The organism is Streptomyces virginiae, assembly GCF_040638905.1.
GTDB lineage: Bacteria > Actinomycetota > Actinomycetes > Streptomycetales > Streptomycetaceae > Streptomyces > Streptomyces virginiae_B.
This window is the reverse complement of record NZ_JBEZYV010000021.1, coordinates 103,273-123,550: the sequence shown is the minus strand read 5'-3', so window position 1 is coordinate 123,550 and position 20,278 is coordinate 103,273. Positions and strand designations below refer to the sequence as shown.

At 74.9% G+C, this 20,278-nt stretch carries 18 protein-coding genes; 10 read left to right on the top strand and 8 right to left on the bottom strand.

Going from position 1 to position 20,278, the window contains the following annotated elements; genetic code table 11:
- Nucleotides 1–117: 117 nt before the first annotated feature.
- The 4 genes from AB0F82_RS25780 to AB0F82_RS25765 all read right to left on the bottom strand — a co-directional run bounded on the left by AB0F82_RS25780 (nt 118) and on the right by AB0F82_RS25765 (nt 5,729).
- On the bottom strand, nt 118–1,929 hold the full coding sequence (locus AB0F82_RS25780) for an ABC transporter permease/substrate binding protein (protein WP_362631648.1): 1,812 nt from the start codon (nt 1,927–1,929) through the stop codon (nt 118–120).
- Nucleotides 1,929–2,990, bottom strand: a complete 1,062-nt coding sequence (locus tag AB0F82_RS25775) for a quaternary amine ABC transporter ATP-binding protein (RefSeq protein WP_356815767.1) — start codon at nt 2,988–2,990, stop codon at nt 1,929–1,931. The genes AB0F82_RS25780 and AB0F82_RS25775 overlap by 1 nt, the downstream gene beginning before the upstream one ends.
- Nucleotides 2,991–3,169: 179 nt before the next feature.
- Nucleotides 3,170–4,018 (bottom strand): GntR family transcriptional regulator, encoded by an 849-nt coding sequence (locus AB0F82_RS25770; RefSeq protein WP_362631646.1) that lies wholly within the window; start codon nt 4,016–4,018, stop codon nt 3,170–3,172.
- A gap of 145 nt (nt 4,019–4,163) precedes the next feature.
- A complete protein-coding gene (locus tag AB0F82_RS25765) occupies nt 4,164–5,729 on the bottom strand; it encodes an IucA/IucC family protein (RefSeq protein ID WP_362631644.1) in 1,566 nt (521 codons plus the stop codon).
- A 107-nt stretch (nt 5,730–5,836) separates the two neighbouring features.
- On the opposite strand from AB0F82_RS25765, the gene AB0F82_RS25760 reads away from it, so the two are divergent.
- From AB0F82_RS25760 to AB0F82_RS25750, 3 genes are all read left to right on the top strand, one after another.
- Nucleotides 5,837–7,351 (top strand): IucA/IucC family siderophore biosynthesis protein, encoded by a 1,515-nt coding sequence (locus tag AB0F82_RS25760; RefSeq protein ID WP_362631642.1) that lies wholly within the window; start codon nt 5,837–5,839, stop codon nt 7,349–7,351.
- Between the two features lie 33 nt (nt 7,352–7,384).
- Nucleotides 7,385–8,038, top strand: a complete 654-nt coding sequence (locus AB0F82_RS25755; protein WP_362631640.1) for a class I SAM-dependent methyltransferase — start codon at nt 7,385–7,387, stop codon at nt 8,036–8,038.
- 116 nt (nt 8,039–8,154) lie between these two features.
- On the top strand, nt 8,155–8,553 hold the full coding sequence (locus tag AB0F82_RS25750) for a VOC family protein (protein WP_362631638.1): 399 nt from the start codon (nt 8,155–8,157) through the stop codon (nt 8,551–8,553).
- Between the two features lie 43 nt (nt 8,554–8,596).
- Here the strand turns inward: AB0F82_RS25750 and AB0F82_RS25745 are convergent, their stop codons facing one another.
- Complete coding sequence (locus AB0F82_RS25745; protein WP_362631636.1) at nt 8,597–8,755, bottom strand: hypothetical protein; 159 nt, start codon at nt 8,753–8,755, stop codon at nt 8,597–8,599.
- Between the two features lie 185 nt (nt 8,756–8,940).
- Here AB0F82_RS25745 and AB0F82_RS25740 point away from each other — a divergent pair, with 185 nt between their 5' ends.
- On the top strand, nt 8,941–10,476 hold the full coding sequence (locus tag AB0F82_RS25740) for an FAD-binding oxidoreductase (protein ID WP_362631634.1): 1,536 nt from the start codon (nt 8,941–8,943) through the stop codon (nt 10,474–10,476).
- Nucleotides 10,477–10,488: 12 nt separating this feature from the next.
- Entirely contained in the window at nt 10,489–11,697 is a 1,209-nt protein-coding gene (locus AB0F82_RS25735; protein ID WP_362631632.1) for a trypsin-like peptidase domain-containing protein, read from the top strand.
- On the opposite strand, the gene AB0F82_RS25730 is transcribed toward AB0F82_RS25735, so the two are convergent.
- Nucleotides 11,651–12,043, bottom strand: a complete 393-nt coding sequence (locus tag AB0F82_RS25730) for a hypothetical protein (protein ID WP_362631630.1) — start codon at nt 12,041–12,043, stop codon at nt 11,651–11,653. The two genes, AB0F82_RS25735 and AB0F82_RS25730, sit on opposite strands and share 47 nt — an antisense overlap.
- Nucleotides 12,044–12,123: 80 nt before the next feature.
- Entirely contained in the window at nt 12,124–13,071 is a 948-nt protein-coding gene (locus tag AB0F82_RS25725) for an AEC family transporter (RefSeq protein ID WP_362631628.1), read from the bottom strand.
- An 83-nt stretch (nt 13,072–13,154) separates the two neighbouring features.
- Here AB0F82_RS25725 and AB0F82_RS25720 point away from each other — a divergent pair, with 83 nt between their 5' ends.
- The 4 genes from AB0F82_RS25720 (at nt 13,155) to AB0F82_RS25705 (ending at nt 17,750) form a co-directional block, all read left to right on the top strand.
- Nucleotides 13,155–14,573 (top strand): sensor histidine kinase, encoded by a 1,419-nt coding sequence (locus AB0F82_RS25720; protein ID WP_362631626.1) that lies wholly within the window; start codon nt 13,155–13,157, stop codon nt 14,571–14,573.
- Entirely contained in the window at nt 14,570–15,250 is a 681-nt protein-coding gene (locus tag AB0F82_RS25715) for a response regulator transcription factor (RefSeq protein ID WP_356815909.1), read from the top strand. Before AB0F82_RS25720 ends, AB0F82_RS25715 begins: the two co-directional genes overlap by 4 nt.
- A 131-nt stretch (nt 15,251–15,381) precedes the next feature.
- A complete protein-coding gene (locus tag AB0F82_RS25710) occupies nt 15,382–16,497 on the top strand; it encodes an alpha/beta hydrolase (RefSeq protein WP_362631624.1) in 1,116 nt (371 codons plus the stop codon).
- Entirely contained in the window at nt 16,494–17,750 is a 1,257-nt protein-coding gene (locus AB0F82_RS25705) for an acyltransferase family protein (protein ID WP_362631622.1), read from the top strand. The genes AB0F82_RS25710 and AB0F82_RS25705 overlap by 4 nt, the downstream gene beginning before the upstream one ends.
- A 141-nt stretch (nt 17,751–17,891) precedes the next feature.
- Here the strand turns inward: AB0F82_RS25705 and AB0F82_RS25700 are convergent, their stop codons facing one another.
- On the bottom strand, nt 17,892–18,314 hold the full coding sequence (locus AB0F82_RS25700) for a DUF350 domain-containing protein (RefSeq protein WP_356815906.1): 423 nt from the start codon (nt 18,312–18,314) through the stop codon (nt 17,892–17,894).
- A 93-nt stretch (nt 18,315–18,407) separates the two neighbouring features.
- Between AB0F82_RS25700 and AB0F82_RS25695 the strand changes: the two genes are divergently transcribed.
- Nucleotides 18,408–20,267, top strand: coding sequence for a GNAT family N-acetyltransferase (locus AB0F82_RS25695; protein WP_362631620.1), 1,860 nt, complete (start codon nt 18,408–18,410; stop codon nt 20,265–20,267).
- Nucleotides 20,268–20,278: the final 11 nt, after the last annotated feature.

Genomic DNA, 20,278 nt, shown 5'->3' with positions numbered 1-20,278 from the left:
CAAGCGGCACGGGCTCAACGAGACCGTGGTCACCGTGCAGTTCCTGGCGTCGCTCGTCAAGAACTATTTCGGTCCGCGCGCCCGGCGCCGACGGGGGCCCTTTGGGCGTGCCGCGTGTCAGGACAGCGCGGCGACCTCGGGGTGGTCCCCCAGCCAGGCGCGGACGGCCTGCTGCTCCTTGCCCTTGCCGGTCTGCTGGATCCGCGCCTCCAGACCGGTGAGCTGCTCCTCGGTGAGCTTGAAGGAGCGCAGCCAGGCGGCCACTTCGGGCTCGTCGGCGGCGAAGCCCTTGCGGGCGAGGGTGTGGATTCCGTCTCCCTTGCCCCAGACGCCCTTCGGGTCCTCCAGCTTGGTCAGCTCGTACGAGGAGTACGCCCAGTGCGGCGACCACAGCACGGTGACCACCGGCTCCTTCTTGTCGTAGGCCCGCCCCAGCTCTGCGAGCATGCCGGGGGTGGAGCCGTCGACGACCTGGTACTCGCCCTCCAGCCCGTACTCCTTCATGACCTTGTCCTTCAGCAGGGCCATGGCGCCGGCGCTCGGCTCGATGCCGATGATCCGGCCCTTGAACTGCCCGGACTTGCCCTTCAGGTCGGCGAGCGAGCGGACGTCCTTCATGTACGAGGGCACGGCGAGCTCGATGGAGGTCGGGCCGTACCAGGATCCGAGGTCCTCCAGCTTGTCGCCGTACTTCTCCCAGTACTGGGCGTGGGTGAGGGGCAGCCAGGCGTCGGTCTGGAAGTCGAGGCCGCCGCCGGCCAGGCCGGTGTAGAGCGCGCCGGCCTCCAGCTGGCGGGTGTCGACCTTGAAGCCGCGCCGTTCCAGGAGCTCCTTCCAGAGGTAGGTCGAGGCGATGCCCTCGTCCCACGGGATGTAGCCGATGGAGACGGTGCGGCCCTTGCCGATGTTCTCGGCGCCCGCCGCTCCGTCCTCGCCGGCGGAGCCGCCGGAGCCGCCGGAGCCGCCGAAGGTGTTCAGGCCGCCCGCGACGAGGGCCAGTACGACGGCTCCGGTCACGGCGTACGCGGGCTGGGGGCGGTGGTTCCACACACGGGCGGCGCCGGTGGCGACCGACCGGGCCCGGGCGAGGGCGCGCCGGCCCAGCGGGGAGACCTGGCGGCCGAGCGCCCCGGTCATCCGGTCGAGGTACATGGCGAGGATGACGATGGAGAGGCCGGCCTCGAAGCCGAGGCCGATGTCGACGTTGCCGATGGCCCGGTAGACGGCGCCGCCGAGGCCTCCGCCGCCGACCATGCCGGCGATGACGACCATGGACAGGCCGAGCATGATCACCTGGTTGACGCCCGCCATGAGGGTGGGCAGGGCCAGGGGCAGCTGGACGCGTACGAGGGTGTCGCGGGGGGTGGTGCCGAACGCCTCGGCGGCCTCGACCAGTTCGGCGTCGACCTGGCGGATGCCGAGTTCGGTCATCCGGACACCTGGCGGCAGCGAGAAGACGATGGTCGCGATGATGCCGGGCACCACGCCGACCCCGAAGAAGATGATGCCGGGGATGAGGTAGACCATGGCGGGCATGGTCTGCATGAAGTCCAGCAGCGGCCGCAGGACGGCGCTGACGCGCTCGGAGCGGGCCGCCCAGATGCCGAGCGGGATCGCGAAGACCAGGGTGGCGAGGGTGGCGACCAGGACCAGCGACAGCGTGGACATGGCGTCGGACCAGAGCCCGACGGAGTCGACGAGCGCGAAACCGGCGAAGGCGAGCAGGCCCGCGAGCAGACCGCGCAGCCACCAGGCGGCGATGGCGAGGATGCCCGCGAACAGGAGTGGGGCGGGGGCGGAGAGGACGGCGACGAGGCCGTCGTAGAGGCCGGTGACGAGTGCGCTGATGGCGTCGAACAGCCAGGACAGGCGGCTCTGGAGGAAGTCGACTCCGCTGTCGACCCAGGCGCCGAGGGGCAGGCGGGGCATCAGGCGGCCACCTCCGCGCAGCGGACCGGGGCCCGCTGCTCGTCGCCGATGAAGGCGACGAGGCGGTCCTGGGGTACGGAGCCGACGACGGCGCCGTCGGTGCCGGTGACGGTGACCGGGTGCGGGACGCGCGCGCTGACGGCGCAGAGGTCGGCGAGCGGGGTGTCGGCGGTGACCGTGGGGCAGCCGCAGGAGTCGGCGCGGGGGCGGTGCGGCCGGGTCGTCGTCATCACCGCGTCCGCGGTCAGCACCCGGGAGCGGTCCACGTCCTGGACGAAGGAGGCGACGTAGTCGTCGGCGGGGCGGGTGAGGATGTCCTCGGCGGTGCCCTGCTGGACGATGCGGCCGTCGCGCATGACGGCGATGCCGTCGCCGAGGCGCATGGCCTCGTTGAGGTCGTGGGTGATGAAGACGATGGTCTTCTTCAGGGTGCGCTGGAGTTCGAGGAGCTGGTCCTGCATGTCGCGGCGGATCAGCGGGTCCAGCGCGCTGAAGGACTCGTCCATCAGCAGGAGCTCGGCGTCGGTGGCCAGGGCCCGGGCGAGGCCGACCCGCTGCTGCATGCCGCCGGAGAGCTCGTCGGGCCAGGCCATCTCCCAGCCTTCGAGCCCGCACAGGGCCAGGGCCTGCGCGGCCCGGCGGTCGCGGTCGGCGCGGGGCACGCCCTGCACCTCCAGCCCGTAGCCGGCGTTCTCCAGAACGTTCCGGTGCGGGAAGAGAGCGAAGTGCTGGAAGACCATGGATATCTTCGTGGACCGCACGCGGCGCAGCTCGCGCGCGCTGAGCGCGGTGAGGTCCTGGCCGCCGAAGAGGATGCGTCCCGCGGTCGGCTCGAGCAGGCCGTTCAGCATGCGCAGCAGGGTGGACTTGCCGGATCCCGACAGGCCCATCACGACGAAGATCTGGCCGGGCTCGACGTCGAAGGAGACGTCGATGACCGCGGCCGTGGCTCCGTCGGCGCGCAGCTCGCTGCGGTCGCCGCCGCCTTCGAGTGCGCGCACGGCGTCGTCGGGCCGGTTGCCGAACACCTTGTAGACGTGCTCGGCCTGGAGCGTGGACACATACACCTCGCGGGTCGTACCGGGTACGGCTCGCGCGGATCGGTCCGGCGCGCCGTGGAGCGGGACGGGATCCGCCCGCATGCGCGTCGCCCCCCGGCGCAAGGCACCGGAGGGCGAGGCTCCGCTCCAGCTGTGCCGATGCCCGGCATTCACTTCGGCAAACGCCTTGGTGATCCACCTCACGTGTGGGGTGCGCGGGGCCGTTCCGGACTCCGAACTCGGACAGGGACTCCGGACTTCCGCTGGACGACGTCGAAGCCGGCGGCGGCGGGGTGACGGCGGTCACGATGGATCGTCAGATGGTCCCAGGTGGGAAAGGACAGGTCGGTCACGGCCAGGAGCAGGCCGGACGGGGAGTGCACGGTGCGGCGCACGGTCAGACCGCATGCGGGGGCGGCGGACGGCACCGATGCCGACGGGTGGGTGGTGCGGGTCATGGTGATGGTCTCGGCGACCCGGCCGCCCGCCGCGGCCCGCTCCAGCCAGCCCCGGAGGGCATCCAGGTCCTGTTCGCGGGCGTGCCCGGCGCGCACGCGGCAGGCGGCCAGCTCGGGGCTGCGCGCGACGACGTCCGGGCTGAAGTAGGTGACGGCGTGCCGGAGCGTCTCCCCGGTCCGGCCCCGCTCGCGGTGGTGGTGGACCAGGGTGCGGTCCCCGCCGGACATGCCGAGCGGTACGGCGAGCGAGGGCGGGACGGTGACCACCGTCACCCAGCTCCGGGTGAGGGCGGGCGCGGGGGACGCGGGTGCGAAGGCCACCGGATCGGCCGCGGCGGAGACGACCTCGGCACAGACGGCGGGGCGGGAGCCGCGGCGCCCGGTGACGACGAGGCCGTCCTCGCGCAGGTGCTGGAGGGCGGCCCTGATGGTCTGCCGGTTGACCTGGTACCGGGCGGCCAGGCTGCGCTCGGAGGGCAGCCTTCCGCCGGGGGTGCGCGCGGCGCGGTCGAGATCGCGGCGCAGCGCTGCGGCGATCCGCTGGTACTTGGGCATGGCGGTCGGGCCGCCGCCCCGCGAAGGGGAGGGCATGGCTTCTCCTCTGACGGGTGGTCAAGGACTGGCGGTGCCCGACCAAACTAGCATTGGTCTATACCTTTGCGTGAGGGGGGATCGCGGTGCACCGCCCGCCTTGGCCGGTTCCCGACCACCCCCCGGACGGGGGGGAGGCCCTCCCCTACCCGCGCAGCGGGTTCGGCAGGGGGCGGTAGCGGGCGTCCGCCCCGTCGGCACGGGTCCAGCGCAGCAGCAGGTTGGTCTTCGCGGGCAGGGCGGGTGCGGCCAGGAGTCCGGCGATCTCGGGGAGCCCGCGCAGGGAGTCGTAGCGCAGCAACTCCTCCCGTACGGCCGGCCAGAGGAGCGGAGAGATGTCCGGATACCGATCGACCAGGGCGCCCGCGATCTCCGACAGGTTGTTGACCACCAGGCAGTACACCAGGCGCTGCCAGGCGTCCGCCCGCGGCAGGTCCGGCAGGAGCTTGACCCCCTCCGCGTCCCGGAAGAGGGCCTGCACGGGCATGCCCGACGCGTCGACCGCGACCAGGGTGTTCTGGAGGTGGGCCTCCAGGACGACGCCGTGCCGGGCGAAGAGTTCGAGCACCGGCGGGACGACCTGGCGCAGGTACGCCCGCCACCAGGCGGCGGGGTCGGCGGCGCCGGCCGGCGGGCTCCCCGGACGGCCCTCGGCGAGCGCGGCGGCCAGCAGCGGCGTGGCCCCGGGCACGGTGTGGGCGCGCAGGCCGTCACGGACCAGTACGGCGAGTTCCTCGAAGGCGAAGGCCGCGGTGCGGTAGCCGCGGTCGGCGAGCCAGGCCGCGTCCGAGCCGGTCCGGCGCAGGGCGGCGAAACCGGCCTCGACGGCGGCGTCGGTGCGGCGCAGCTTCAGCAGGTCGTGCCGCCACAGCCGGCGCACGTCGTTGGTGATCCGCACGTCGAGGCTGAACTTCACGAAGAGGTCGGCCGCGGGATCCGGAACGTGGAGGGTCCGGACGGACGCGGTGGGCCAGGCCGGGCGGCGGCTCTCGCCGAGCCGCAGCATCCGCCCGTCGGCGAACGCCTCGCGCACCGCGGGCCGCTCGTCCACCAGGTCGAGCTGCCAGGGGTGGGCGGGCAGGAGCCGGTAGCCGGCGGGGGCGGTCGGCCCGTCGAGGAGGTCGGCGAGGGAGTCGACGGCCTCGGAGGCGGCCCGTCCGCCCTCTTCCACGCACTGGTCCTCGCGGATGCCCAGGAACACCAGCGGGAACCGGGCGTACGCCTCGGGCGCGTAGGGCAGCCAGCTGCCGGCCGGCGCCCCGCCGCGGGCCTTGGGGGCGGGGTGGTACGGGTGGCCCGTCACCAGGGACTGCTCGGAGAGCACGTACGGGTCCGCCGGGGGCTCGGCGGCGGCGCGGGCGGTCAGCAGCGCGAGGAGCGCGTCACGGCTGTCGGCGATCTCCACCGGTAGTTCGTCGTTGCTGACACCGGTGAACCGGCCGAGTTCGTCGGAAACGAGTTTGACCAGTTCGGTGTGGCTGAGCGGGTGCCAGCCGTCGGCCGTCCGCAGTTCGGGGCGTACGGGACGGCGGCCGCCGCGCACGCGGAGCAGCCGCCCGCTGCCCCGCAACCGGTGCACGGCCGCTCCGGCGGGCCCGGGCCCGGCCGGCCCCGCGGGCTCGGCCGCCTCCCGGAGCAGGCAGTTCAGGAGCGGGGCGGCGGCGTACGCGTCGGCGTCGGCGTTGAGGTCCACTGGTTCCATTCGGTCCATCCGGTGGGCCGGCGGCCCGCGAGGCGGAACCACCGGCCATGATCGTCGGTATCCGCAATGATTACTTGATCATCCCGTGAAGCGACATTCCGAAGGCGGAGCCCAGCATGCCCATTCCCTCCTCCGCGGCCGAAGAAGCCGTCGCCGCAGAACTGGCCACCGTACGGCCCGCACTCGGACCCACGTACGCCGCCGCGCTGAGCGCCGCCCGGGCGGCCGTGCTCACCCGGCTGTGGCGGGCCCTGGCCTTCGAGCCCCTGCCGTGGGTCGTGGGCCGGGAGGCGACGCCGACCGGCCTGGCGCTGCTGCTGGCGGGAGGCCGCCGGCTGGAGGGCCCGCTGCCGGACCCGTACGCGACCCGGCCGTACGTGGAGGAGCTGCTGCTCGACGGCAGGTCCCAGTGCCGGGCCGGGCAGCTCGTCAGGGCGCTCGGAATCCCGCACGGGGAGGACTTCGCCGCCGAGCTGGACGCCGGTACGGCCTCCCTCGCGCTCTCCCGCGCCGGGCAGCCGCCCGCCGGGGAGGACCACGCGGCGCGGGCCACCTGGGAGTGGGAACAGCGGGTGGTCGACGGCCATCCGTACCATCCCAACTGCCGCTCCCGCCCCGGCTTCTCGGTCGCCGAGCAGTTGGCCTACGCCCCCGAGCACCGGCCGGTGGTGGAGCTGGGCCTGGTCTCCGTACGGGCCGAGGAGTGCCTGGTCACCGGGGACTGGCCGGCGCGGCTGCGGGACGGCGGGCGGATCCTGGTCCCCGTGCACCCGTGGCAGGCGGCGCACGTGCTGAAGCACGAGCGGGTGCGGACCGGTTTCGCGGCGCATCCGCTGATGGCCCTGCGCACGCTGGCGCCCGCCGACGGCGGCCCGCACGTTAAGACCGCGCTGAGCGCCCGGCTGACCTCCTCCGTCCGGGACATCTCGGTCTACTCCATCGAGACGGCGGCGGCCGTGTCCGCCTTCGCCCAGGGCCTGGCCGAGCGGCTCGACGGGCGGCTGCACATCACCCGCACCCTGGGCGCGGTGACCGCGCACAGCCCCGACCTCGCGGCCGTGCTGCGCGAGCCGCCGGAAGCGTACGCGGACGCCGCCGCCGGTGAGCGGGTGCTGCCGGTGGCGGCGCTGGCCTCCTACCCGCCGGCCCGTTCGGCGGCCTGGCGGGCGCGGTTCGCCCGCCTCGCGCTGTCGGTGTGCCTGCGGGTGCTGGAGCTTGGGGTGGCCCTGGAGGCCCACGGCCAGAACCTCCTCGTCGTCCTCTCCCCCGCCGGCGAGCCCCTGCGGCTGGTCTACCGCGACCTGGCCGACATCCGGATCAGCCCGGCCCGGCTGCGGGCGCACGGGCTGCAGGTGCCGCCCCTGTCGGGCAGGCTGGTCACCGACGACGTGGCGGCCTTGCGCCGCAAGCTCTTCGGGTCCCTGCTGACGGGGGCGCTCGGTGCCACGGCGGGCTCGGCCGGAGCCTTCGCCGAGGCGCTCGCGGAGGCGACCGCCCTGCCGGCCACCGCCGACACCGGGGCGCTGCTGACGGGGCGGCTGCCGACGAAGGCGCTCACCCTCATGCGGCTGAGTCCGGGGGTCCCCGGAGACCAGTGGGCGGAACTGCCCAATCCGCTTGTTGGAGGATGATCCGCGACGCCGGGCGGGCTACTGTTCACGGGCATGACAGCTTCCTCGTACCTGCACTCCGTACGGGCGGCCTACGACGCCGTCGCCGTCGACTGCGCGCGGCTACTGAGCACGGAACTGGCCGGGAAGCCGCTGGACCGGGCCATGCTGGCCGCCTTCGCCGAGTGTGTGCGCGGTGACGAGGGCGGCGCCGGCCGGGCGGTCGCCGACCTGGGCTGCGGTCCGGGCCGGGTGACGGCGCATCTGGACGGGCTGGGCGTAAGGGCTTTCGGTGTGGACCTGTCCCCGGCGATGGTGGCGGTTGCCCGCCGGACGTATCCGGGGCTGCGGTTCGAGGTGGGGCCGATGTCCGCGCTGGACGTGGCGGACGGGGTGCTGGGCGGGGTCCTCGGCTGGTACTCCACCCTGCACACCCCGCCCGGGGAACTGCCGTCGGTGTTCGCCGAGTTCGCCCGCGTGCTGGCGCCGGGCGGTCATGCCCTGATCGCCTTCGAGGCGGGCGACGGGCGGGTCCGGCTGGAACACGCGTACGGGCACCCCGTCGACCTCGACGTGTACCGGATGCCGCCCGACCGGATCGCCGCCCTGCTGGCCGGGGCCGGACTGGCCGAGGTGGCCCGCCTGCTGCGCGGACCGGCCTCCGGGGAGAACTGCCCGCAGGGCTTCCTGCTGGCCCGCAAGGGCTGACGGGCCCACAGGCCCGTGACGCCGGGGCCCGGTTCCCCTCGGACCGGGTAGGTGACCGGTCTCAGCGGCGGGCGGGGGACGAGCGTGGTGCAGGTCGGCCGCGTAGACTGGCGCGCATGGCATGCCGCATCAGTGAGCTGGTCCTGGACTGCGCCGAGCCGGAACGGCTCGCCGCGTTCTGGAGCAAGGTCCTCGGCTACGTCGAACTCGGCCGCGAGAACGACGGCAGCATCGAGATCGGCCCGCCCGGCGCCGGCTTCGGCGGCCCGCAGCCCACGCTGGTCCTCAGCCCCAACAGCGACCCGCGGACCGGCAAGCTCCCCCTGCACATCGACGTCAACGCCACCGACCGCGACCAGCCCGCCGAGCTGGAGCGCCTCCTCGCGCTCGGCGCCAGGCCCGTCGACATCGGCCAGGACGGCACGGAGACCTGGCACGTCCTGGCCGACCCGGAGGGCAACGAATTCTGCCTCCTCCAGCGCCGCCTCCCACCCTTGGAACCCCCCGCCGCCTGACCCCGAGCGGCTGCAGGCGGCCCACCGGCCGAGGGCCGGTGGCTCAGGGCCTCCCTGGCCTCGTGGTGGCCGACGACAGCCATGCGCGTTCGCCGCCCAGCACCAGCCGGTGGACGGGGCCGGCGGCGCGCAGGGCCTCGTAGAAGGGGTACGGGTCGGCGTTGAACTCTTCTGCGTGCGCTGTGAGGTCCACCAGGCTCACGGGTGCAGCGTACGGCGGCGGTTCGCGACGCGAGGGGCGGTCGGGGAACGCCGGACACCTCCGCCGCCCCGGTCCGCACATATGACGAGTCGAACCGTTTCGGCGATGAGCCGATCGGGGGTCAACGCGGTGCGCGTGGGACCCGCCTGCACGGGGATCCGGGCGGACGGTGGCAGGAAAGAGGTATGAGCCTCCATCGGCGCCAGGTCCTCGGCGGTGCGGCCGCGGCCGTCCTCGCCACCGTCGGCGCGGCGGCCGGGGGCCCGGACTACAGCGCGCTGGCCCGCGGGATCGACGGGCGGCTGGTGCTTCCCGGGGACCGGGACTACCCGGAGGCGCAGCGGCTGTTCCAGCCCCGCTACGACGCCGTCGCGCCGGCCGCGGTCGCCTGGCCCGCGCACGCGGGGGACGTCGCCGTCTGCCTGGACTTCGCCCGCCGCACGGCCGTACCAGTGGTGCCGCGCGGCGGCGGCCACAGCTACGCCGGCTGGTCCACCCGGACCGGTGCCCTGGTCCTCGACGCCGGGGCCATGGCCTCGGTGGCGGTCGAGGGGGACGGCGTACGGATCGGCGCGGGCGCCCGGCTCGGTGACGTGCACGCGGCCCTCGCCGGGCGGGGCGTGTCCGTCCCGACCGGGCTGTGCCCCTCCGTCGGCATCGCCGGGCTCACCCTCGGCGGCGGCCTCGGCCTGGCCTCGCGGGCGTACGGCACCACCGCGGACCGGCTGACGGGGGCGCGGGTGGTCACCGCCGACGGGGCCGTCCGCGAGGTCTCGGCCGACCGGGATCCGGATCTCTTCTGGGCCCTGCGCGGCGGTGGCGGCGGCAACTTCGGCGTGGTGACCGAGTTCCGCTTCCGCACCCACCCGGTCGGCGACTGCGCCCTCGCCGAACTCCACTGGCCGGACGACGCTTGCGCGGGCGTCCTGCGCGGCTGGCAGCGCTGGCTGGCCGGCCTGCCGGACCCGTTCTGGAGCCAGGTGGAGTTCACCGTCGAGGCGGGTTTCGCCGGATCCGGGCCGGGGGCCGCGGCGGCCGCGGTGCCCTCGGTCCGGGTGGTGTGCCTCGACGGACGCCGGGAGTTGGAAAGGCAGTTGACGCGGCTGTCCGACCTCGTGGGCGCAGCGCCGCGGGACAGCTGGATCGTCGTACGCAGTCACGGCGACACCGTGCGGGCCATGTCGGGGTGTCCGGACCTGGGCGCCGCGGAGTGCCGGCTGCCGGGCACGTTGCCCGGCCGGGACCCGCGGGGGCGGCTCCGCAGGAACTCCTACGCCGCCCGCTGCGACTTCTGGGCCGGCGCGGGACTGCCGGACACGGCGATCGGCTCGGTCCTGGGCGCCGTTCGCCGGTACGGCGCCGACGCTCCGCGGGGCGGCCTCGCCGTGGTGCAGTTCGACGGGGTCTGCGGCGGCGCCGTGAACCGGGTCCCGGTCGGCGACACCGCCTTCGCGCACCGGGACGCCGCGTTCCTCGCCCAGTACCTCGTCCACTGGCCCGAATCCGCGCCGGCCGCCGACGTGGCCCGGCACGAGGCGTGGCTCGACGGGTTGTGGCGGAGCCTGCGCCCTTGGGCGAGCGGCCGGGCGTACCAGAACTACATCGACCCGAAGCTCATCAGCTGGCGCGAGGCCTACTACGGCCCGAACCTCGCCCGGCTGGAGGAGGTCCGGCGCAGCCACGATCCGGACCGGCTCTTCCGTTTCCCCCAGGCCGTTTAGGGAGTGACCGGCATGCGACGTACGTTGACGGTGGCCGCGGCGGTGGCCGCCCTGCTGGTGTCCGCGGGGCCGCTGCCCGCGGCCGGGGCGGGGAGCGCCGCGGCCGCTCCGGCGGCCGCGGGCCGCTGGGGGGCGCACGAGGCGGAGTCCTTCTGGACGCCCGAGCGGATGGCGTCGGCCCGCCCCCTGCCGCCCGTTCCCCCGGGACCGGGCGTCCTGCCGGGGCCGGGCGTCTTGCCTGGACCGGGCGTCCTGCCGGGACCGGGCGTGGCGCCGGAGTTCCCCGCCGACCCGGTGCAGATCCCGCCCATCCCGCCCTTCCAGGCGGTCGAGCCGCCGGAACCGACCCCGGTGGCCACGCCGTCCCCGTCCACCACCGCCCCCGTCACCACCCCCACCGCCCCCACCGTGCCCGCGCCCGCGCCCGTTCCGGCGCCGAGCATCCTCCCCGCGCCCGCGCCCGTACGTCCGGCCCTCCCCCGGATCCCGGCCGTCGGTCCGGGCGTCGGGCAGAACTTCGGTGGCCTCCCGGTCGTCGGCCGGATGTTCCTCGTCAAGGGCAGCGGCTCCTACTTCTGCACCGCGAGCGTGGTCGCCTCCCCCGGCCGCAACCTCGTCATCAGCGCCGCGCACTGCCTGCTCGGCGCCGACACCCAGCAGGTGGCCTTCGTCCCGCAGTACACGCGGGCCACACCGCGGCCGTTCGGCATGTTCCCGGTGGTACGGACGGCGGCCGGGCGCTCCAAGATCTGGATCGACCAGCGCTACCGCACCCAGGGCGTCAACCGCGCGGCCGCCCTCGACGTGGCCTTCGCCCAGGTCGGCCCCGGCGCTAAGGGGCTCCGTGTGCAGGACGTCGTCGGCGGCAACCGGCTGGTCACCGGCGCCGGTTACGCGCACGCCCGGGCCACGCTGATCGGGCACCCGTCCACCGCCGCCCGGCCGCGCCTGTGCGTCAACCGGACGACGAAGTACACCAGCACCGACGCCCGGATCCCGGGCTCGTTCCTGCGGATCGCCTGCACCGGCTACCCGGGCGGCACCAGCGGGGGCCCCTTCCTGCTGCGGCTCGACGGCCGCACCGGGACCGGCGACGTGGTGGGCGTGATCGGCGGCTGGAAGACGGGCGGGGACACGTCCGACGTCTCGTACAGCTCGTACTTCGGCACGGACATCAGGAAGTTGTACGAGAAGGCGGTTGCCGGGGCGAAGGCGCCGTGAGCGCGCGCACCCACCGGGTCCGACGCGGGTTGCCGACCGTACGCGGGACCGCCGGGAACCCGTCGCCGGTCAGCAGCTCGGCGGGCGCGAGGCCGAGCCGGCGGCGCAGGTCGGCCAGGGCCGCGTGGACGGGCGCGAGGACCACCTCGGCGCCCGGGGCGACGGAGGCGAGGGCGTACGCGGTGGTCTCGATCGCCTCGGCGGCGTCCTCGGCCGCGGTCCGGCTCCACCCTCCCGGCGCCCCGGGGCCCCAGGGCGCGACGGTGTCGTAGAGGTGGCAGGCGGCATCGGCCGCGGCGTCGGCCCGTTCCCCGACGCCCGGCGCCGCGATGGTCGGCAGTTCCATGCCGGTTCAACGAGCCGGTCCCGCCCGGGGGTACGTACCCGTTGCCGCCGGCTCGTGCCGTCCACCCGGGCGGCGAACGCTCAGCCGGCGACCGTCTGGAGCCAGAGGGGCAGCAGCACCAGCGACAGGAGCGAGGTCTTGATCACTACCGAGGCGGAGAGGTCCACGCCCACGTCGTAGCGCTGGGCGAAGATGAACAGGTTCTGCGGGGTCGGCATGGCCGCGATCAGTACGAGGTACGCGAGCCAGTCGCCCCGCACCCCGAACAGCAGCCCGCACACCGCCCACGCCAGCAGCGGGAACGCCAGGCACTTGAACCCGATCAGGGCCAGCTCCTCGCGCGTCGTGCCCCGCAGGTGGAGGCCGACGCCGCCGAGGTGGAGGCCGAGGGCGAACAGGGCGACCGGCGAGGCGCTGTTCCCGACGAAGGCGGCTCCGTCCAGGGCCACGGCCGGGACCGGCACCGACAGCAGGTTGAGCAGGATCCCCGCGTTGCAGGCGAGGACCAGCGGGGTGGCGAGCGAGGCCCCGACGGCCCGGGACAGGCGTCGGCCCGGGCCGCCCTCGGCGGGGCCCGCGCGGCCCAGTTCCATGAGGGCGATGACGACCAGGGACAGTACGCAGACCTGGAAGAGCAGGATCGGGAAGATCGGGGCGGCCGTCCCGAAGACGGTGATGAACACCGGGACGGCGAAGTAGGCGGTGTTCACCTGGACTCCGGCCATCACGCGCAGTGCCACGGCGCGGGGCTCCCGCCGACCGCGGGCCACCGCCGCCACGGCCACGACCGCCACGGCGACCGCTGCGGCCGCCGCGTACCCTCCTATCGCCCGCCAGTTGAACAGGGCGGCGAGGTCGCTGGCGTAGATGTTCCCGAAGAGGTAGCAGGGCATGGCGAAGAGGAAGGCGTAGTCGGAGAAGGCCTTGGAGGCCTCGGCCGGGACGACCTTGCGGCGCGCGAGGAGGACTCCGCCGCCGAAGGCCAGCAGCACCGGCACCAGCTTCTCCAGCGCCGCCGCCCCGCCCATGCGAACGTCTCCCCCATGATCGACTGCTGTGCACCCTACCCCTGCGCCCGTCCGGGCCGGGCGGCGCATAGGCTGGTGCGATCATGAGCGACACACCCCGCGCACGGACCGGAAGCGGACCCGGCGGTCGGTCGGCCTGGCGACCGGCAGCGCGGCCCGGCGGCCGGACCCGGGGGCCCGGCGCCCCGGCGCAGCTCGCCGCGGCCCTGCGTACCCCGGCCGGGGCGGCCCAGCCGCTGTTCGCGCAGGCCCCCAAGGCCTGGCAGCGGGCACTGCCGTACGTCCTGGTCGGCATCGTGGTGGTCTCGCTGCTGCCGACGACGATCGTCGTGCTGAGCGACGACTACGGAATGGACGGCGGTTGGGCGGGCGCGCTCGGGGTGGCGCAGACCGTGCCACTGCTCCTCTCCGTGACCCGGCCGCTGCCGGCCTGGCTCCTCGTCCTGGTCGCGGACACGCTCGGCGCGGTCCTGCTGACCCAGGCCGACAAGGTCGCCGGACACTCCTGGCCGTGGACGCCGATGGCCGTCGTCGGCTACCTGGTGCTGATGGCCTGCCTCGGACTGCGCGAGTCCATCCGGACCCTGGTCGCCGTGTGGCTGGTGACCGGTGCGCTCGGTGCGGTGCTCGGCTTCTTCCAGCCGGCGGACACCATGAACACCGCCGCGCTGCTCTTCGTACTCGTCGGCGTCGTGCTGGCCCTGACGGGTGCTCTGCGCGGTCTGGGCGACGCGCGCCAGCGGATCGCCGAACAGGAGAGCATCAGCGAGGCCGAGCGGTCGCGGCGCACCCTGCTGGAGGAACGCGCCCGGATCGCGCGCGAGTTGCACGACGTGGTGGCCCACCACATGTCGGTGATCACCGTGCAGGCCGATTCGGCGCCCTACCGGCTGCCGGGCATGCCGGAGCCGGTGCAGGAGGAGTTCGCGGCGATCGCGGCAGGCGCGCGGCAGTCCCTCGGCGAGATGCGGCGGCTGCTGACCGTGCTGCGGGCCCCGGACGGGGCGGGTGGCGCGGGCGACGACGGCGGCGGCGGCGAGCGGGGTCCGCAGCCGGGGATCGGCCGGCTGCAGCAGCTGGTGGAGGCGACCGTACGGGCGGGCCAGCCGGTGGAGCTGTCGCTGGCGGCCGGCGCGGCGCGGGCGGCGCCGCCCGCGGTGGACCTGTCGGCGTACCGGATCGTGCAGGAGGCCCTCGCCAACGTGGTGCGGCACGCGCCGGGCGCGTCCACCCGGGTGTCGGTGACGGTCGACGACGACGAGGTTCTCGTGCTCGTCGTCAACGGTCCCGCGGCCCGGGACGCGGTGGTGGAGCCGGACGGTCCGGGCACCGGGCACGGCCTCGTGGGCATGCGCGAGCGCGTACGGTTGACCGGCGGGACGCTGGACACCGGGCCCCTGCCCGACGGGGGTTTCCGGGTCGCCGCGCGCCTGCCGTTGCGCGCCGGTGCCGGTTCCGCCGACACGGACGGCACCGACGACATGAATGAGGAGCGCAGTTGACCATCCGCGTGGTCATCGTCGACGACCAGGCCATGGTGCGGGCGGGGTTCGCCGCGCTGCTGTCGGCGCAGGCCGACATCGACGTGGTGGGCGAGGCCCCCGACGGGCGCCAGGGGGTGCGGGTGTCCCGCTCCACGCACCCCGACGTGGTGCTGATGGACGTACGGATGCCGGAGATGGACGGCCTGACGGCGGCCCGGGAGATCCTCGCCCCGCCGCCCGGGGTGGTGCACCGGCCGAAGGTGCTGATGCTGACCACCTTCGACATCGACGACTACGTGTACGAGGCGCTGCGCGCCGGGGCCTCCGGCTTCCTGCTCAAGGACGCCCCGCCCGCCGACCTGATAGCGGCGGTACGGGTCGTCGCCTCGGGCGAGGCGCTGCTCGCGCCGTCGGTGACGCGGCGGCTGATCGCGGACTTCGTCCAGCAGCGGCCGGCGCCGCGCAAGGACCCGGCGCTGCGGCTGAACGGTCTGACGCCGCGCGAGACCGAGGTGCTGGAGCTGATTGCGCGCGGGCTGTCGAACCAGGAGATCGCGGGTCACCTGGTGCTGGCGGAGCAGACGGTGAAGACGCACATCGGGCGGGTGCTGGCCAAGCTCGACCTGCGGGACCGGGCCCAGGCCGTGGTCTTCGCCTACGAGGCGGGCCTGGTGCGCCCGGGCGACTCGGCCTGATCCCACCGGCCGCCGGGCCGTCTCCTCCACCCCCTACCGGGGTATGACATCCGACTTGGCTCCACGGTCCGACGTACGCGCCGGTGCCGTCTTCCTACCTTCCCCCTCGTCACGACGAGAGGAGAAGGGGCATGCGCCGCTTCGGAAGGACGCTGGTCACGGCCGCACTGGCGGTGACCGTCGTCGGGGGGACCGCCGGATGGGCCTCGGGCGAGAGCCAGTCGGCGGTCACCGGGCCGCCGCCGGGCACCGCCGCCTGGCGGGCCGACACGGCGCACGGCCGGGCGCTGCCCGATCCGGCGACGGCGACGCCGCACGAGGTGGCCCGGTTCTTCGACGGGCTGGACGACGCGGCGCGCTCCGCACTCGTACGGACCCACCCGCTGGTGGTGGGCAACCTGGACGGAGCGCCGGTCCCCCTGCGGTACGAGGCGAACCGGCTCGCCGCCGCCACGGGTGAGGCGCGGTACGCGTCCCTGGCCGCTCCGGACCGGCGGATCCTGGCCTTCGACCCGCGCGGCCGGGGCCAGGTGGCCGAGGTCTTCGGGGACCTGGAGCACGCTGCGCACGTCTCGGTGATCGTGCCCGGCTCCGACAACGACGCCACCTCCTACGACGCCCTGCGCGCACCGCACACCGGCCCGGTCGGCATGGCCCGGGCGCTGCTCACGGCGACCGGGGGCTCGGCGACCGGCGCTTCGGTGGCCGGGGGTTCGGCGACCGGCGCTTCGGTGGCCGGGGGTTCGGCGACCGACGCTTCGGTGGCCGTCATCGCGTGGACCGGGTACACCACCCCGGTCGGCGTGGGCCTCGACGCGGCCGACGGCCGGCTGGCCGCCGCCGGGGCACCGCGGCTGGCCCGCTTCACCGCCGGCCTCGACGCGGTCGGCGCACCCGACCCGGCGCTGTTCTGCCACAGCTACGGCTCGGTGGTCTGCGGGCTGGCGGCCCGGCACACCGACGCCTCCGACATCGTGGCCCTCGGATCTCCCGGCATGCGGGCGGACACCGCCGACGCCCTGCGCACCGGCGCACGCGTCTGGGCGGCCAGGGGCCCCTCGGACTGGATCGCGGACGTCCCGAACGTCAGCTTCGCCGGGGTCGGCCACGGCGCCGATCCCACCTCGGCGGCCTTCGGCGCCCGCCGGGTGCCCGCCGCCGACGTACGCGGCCACGCGGGCTACTTCACACCCGGCACACAGTCCCTCGCGGCCTTCGCCGCGATCGCGAAGGGAGAGGTCCGATGAGCGGCCCCACCGGCCTGGCACCGCTGCGGAAGGCCGCCGAGCGGATCGACCGCCAGACCCCCGCCCACCGCGACCGGGCGGTCGACGGGCTGCGCGCTCTGGCGCTGCTGGCCGTGCCGACCGGCCACTGGCTGCTCGGCGGCTTCACGCTCGACGCGGACGGCGGCCTGCACAACGCCAGCCCCCTGTCGGCCTTCGGCGGGTGGGCGCCGGCCAGTTGGGTGCTCCAGATGCTGGGCGTCTTCTTCCTCGTCGGCGGCTACGCCTCGGCGCTCTCCTACCGTCGCCGCCCGGGGTCGGCCGGCGCATGGCTGAAGGGCCGGCTCGTACGTCTGGGGCGGCCCGTGCTCGGCGTGACGGCGGTGTGGGCGCTGGCCGCGCCCGTGCTGTACGCGGCCGGGGTGCCGGAGTCGTCGCTGCGGACCGGCGCGAAGCTGGTCGTCCAGCCGCTGTGGTTCGTCGGGGTATACGTGGTGGTCACCGCGCTGACGCCGTACTGCGTGCGGGCGGCGCGCCGGCTCGGCGGCTGGGCGGCGGCCCCGCTGCTCGCCTCGGTCGCGGTGGTGGACCTCCTGCGGTACGGGCCGCTCGCGGAGTCGGTGCCGTCCTGGCTGTCGCTGCTGAACATCCTGCCGGGCTGGCTGTTCGCGTACCAGCTGGGCGTGTCCTGGGGCGAGCGGCGCATCGGGCGGCGCGGGGCCTGGCTGCTGCTGGCCGGCGGGACGCTGCTGTTCGCGGCGCTGTTGGCGGTGTTCCACTATCCGGCGTCGATGGTGGGGGTGCCGGGTGCGGCGCGGACCAACTCGCACCCGCCGTCGCTGCTGGTGCTCGCGCTGGCCTCGGCGCAGTCGGGTGCGGCGATCCTGCTGCGGGACCGGCTGGCTCGGCTGCTGGCCCGGCCTGCCCTGTGGGCCCCGGTGGTGGCGGTCAACCTGTGCGCGATGACGATCCTGTGCTGGCACCAGACGGCCATGCTGGCCGCGGCCGTGCCCGCTTCGTTCGCGGGCGGGGTCGCCGGGCTGACGACGGCGCCGGACAGCCTGGGCTGGATCGTGGCGCGGCTGGCGTGGATGCCGGTGTTCGCGGGGCTGCTGGCCGTGATCGCCCGGTACGCGCGGCGGTTCGAGGCACCACCGGTCGAGGCACTACCGGTCGAGGGCCGGCGGGCGAGCGCCGTGCGCCGTGCGGTGCGCCGCGCGGTGGCGGGCCTCCTCGCCGCGGGCTACGGGGCGTTCGCACTGGGCCTGGCCTGAGGGCTGCCCCCAAAACAAGCGTCGGCCGCCCGCCGCGCCGGCCGGGATCTGCGGACACGACCCATGGGACCGGGCCGGGTACGCGGAGAGCGCCGCTCCCCTGACGGAGCGGCGCTCTCCACGCGTACGGGTGCTCCCGCGTCAGGCGATCGATGCGGCGACGATCGCGGCGACGGCGAGGTTGCAGGCGGCGGAGACCCAGACCGCCGGGTGGGGCTCCGGGTCGACGACGATGGCGCCGAGCTTGCCGGGGGTCACCACGTCGAGCACCAGGAAGGCCACCGCCATCAGGACCAGGCCGAGGAGGCCGAAGGCCGCCGTCGACGCCAGGCCCTTGCCGAAGTCGTCGTAGGTGGTCCAGATCGAGGTGAAGACGATGCCGCCGATCCCGAGGAGCGCGGAGCTGAGGAAGAGGGCCGCGTTGCGGTTGCGCTCCTCCCAGATCTGCTTCGGGAGCTTCCCGGGCGTCAGCACGTCCACGAGGACGATGCCGAGGATCAGCAGGACCAGGCCCAGGGCGCCGTAGGCACTGGTGCGGCCAAGTCCGTTGATGATGTCGCTCATTGAGAAGCCTGTCTCCGGTGGTGGGAAAATATGTGTCGTGGGGAGGCCGAATCTATCGCACGGCCTTCCGGCAGACCATGGGGAGGTCAGCGAATGGTAAAGGTCAGGGCCGCGCGGGCGGCCGAGGCGGAGGCCCTGACCGGGCTGGTGATGCGGTCCAAGGCGCACTGGGGATACGACGCCGGCTTCCTGGCCGCGTGCGCTCCGGAACTGCGGATCCGGCCGGACGAGGTGACGACACGCCGGATCGTGGTGGCCGAGGACCCGGAGGGGGGAGTCCTCGGGCTCGCCTCCCTGGAGGGGGGCGCCCCGCTGGCGACGCTCGGGCTGCTCTTCGTGGAGCCCTCCGCCATCGGGCAGGGCGTGGGGCGGATCCTGTACCGGGATGTGCTGCGCCGGGCCGTGGAGCAGGGGGTGCGCCGGCTGGTCATCGACTCTGATCCGCATGCGGCCGGCTTCTACCGGGCGATGGGCGCGGTCGCCGCGCCGCCCGCGGCGACCACGCCGACCGCAATGACCCCGCCGACCGCGGCGAAGGGGCCCATGGCGCAGGCCGGGACCCTGGTGCGGTTCGAGGCGGCCCCGGCCCCGCTCGCCGGCTGGGCACGGGCCTGGACCGGTGGCGGGCGGGCCGTGCACGTCGGCAACGTCGCCGAGTTCAACGCGCAGTTCGGCGACTCCTCCCTGGATTTCGGGCAGTCGGCCGCGCACCACTACTCCTGCCTGGCCGCCTTCTACAGCCCCTACCCGTCCGCTCTCGTGCTGCCCCGGGCGGTGCCCGCCGGCTGGACCGAGCTCGTCTGCCGGCAGCTCGGCTGGACCGGGGTCGAGGTGTACGACGGCCTGGTGGATGGCGGGTCCGGCCTCGTCGAGGCGGTACGGGCCCGGCCGGCGCTGGCCGCGCGGCTGGCCGGGGCCGGGGAGCCGCTCGTACCGTGGGGGCTCACCCGGCCGTTCGGGCTGCTCGCGGGGCGGCCGTGGCGGTCCGGGGAGTTGCGCTACGAGTCGAAGGCCGCGGCGCACAAGCTGTTCGAGCGGATCCTGGCGGAGGGCGGGCATCCCGGGATCGTGCTCCCCGCACAGGTACGGGCCGCCGGCCGGTGGGCGGCGGCCCGGGTGCTGGCCGCACGGGCGCGGGCCGGCGAGAGCACCGTCTTGAAATCGGAGCACGGTGTCGGGGGTTCGGGCACGACCGTGGTCAGCGCCGGGCAGGTCCGGGCCGCGGGCGGCGCCCGCGCCGTACTGCGGCGGCTGCCGCGCGGACCGCTGCTGGTGGAGGAGTTCGTCGAAGGGCCGGCGGATCCGGGCGCGGCCCGCGACCTGACGTACGACGGTTTCGTGGACCCGGCCGGCCGGGTCCACGAGGTCGGCGCTGCGCTGATGGACGTGACGGCGGGTGCCTATCGCGGAGCCACGGTGGGCCCGGGCGCCGTGCCGGAGTGGGCTTGCAAGCCGCTGCTCGCCTTCGGTGCGGCGGTGGGGCGGGAGCTGGCGGCGTCCGGCTACCGGGGCTGGTTCGACGTGGACTTCGTGGTGGACGCCGAGGGGCGGCTCGCGCCGACCGAGACGAACCTGCGGCTGACCGGGCCGTCGATCGCCTTCATGGTGGCGGCCCGGCTCGACGCGCTGAGGGGCGCGGGGCACCTCGTACGGATCGCCGACCGGGTGGAGCTCGGAGCCCGGCTGCCCGAGGCGCAGCTGGACGAACTGTGCGCGGACCTGGCCCGCGGGTGCGCGGAACTGGGGGCGGTGTTCGTCCCCGCGATCCCGACGGGCGCCTTCGATCCGGCGCCCTGGCTGGGTGTGCTGGTGGCCGCGCGCAGCCTGGAGACGCTGGACGCGGCGGAGGCGCTGGTCCGCTCCGAGGCGGCGGCCGTCGGCGCGATGTTCGACCTCTTCGAGCCGGCCGACCGACCCCCGGGTCCCGTTCGGCGGGCCGGGGGACGGCACTGACGGCCCGGTGG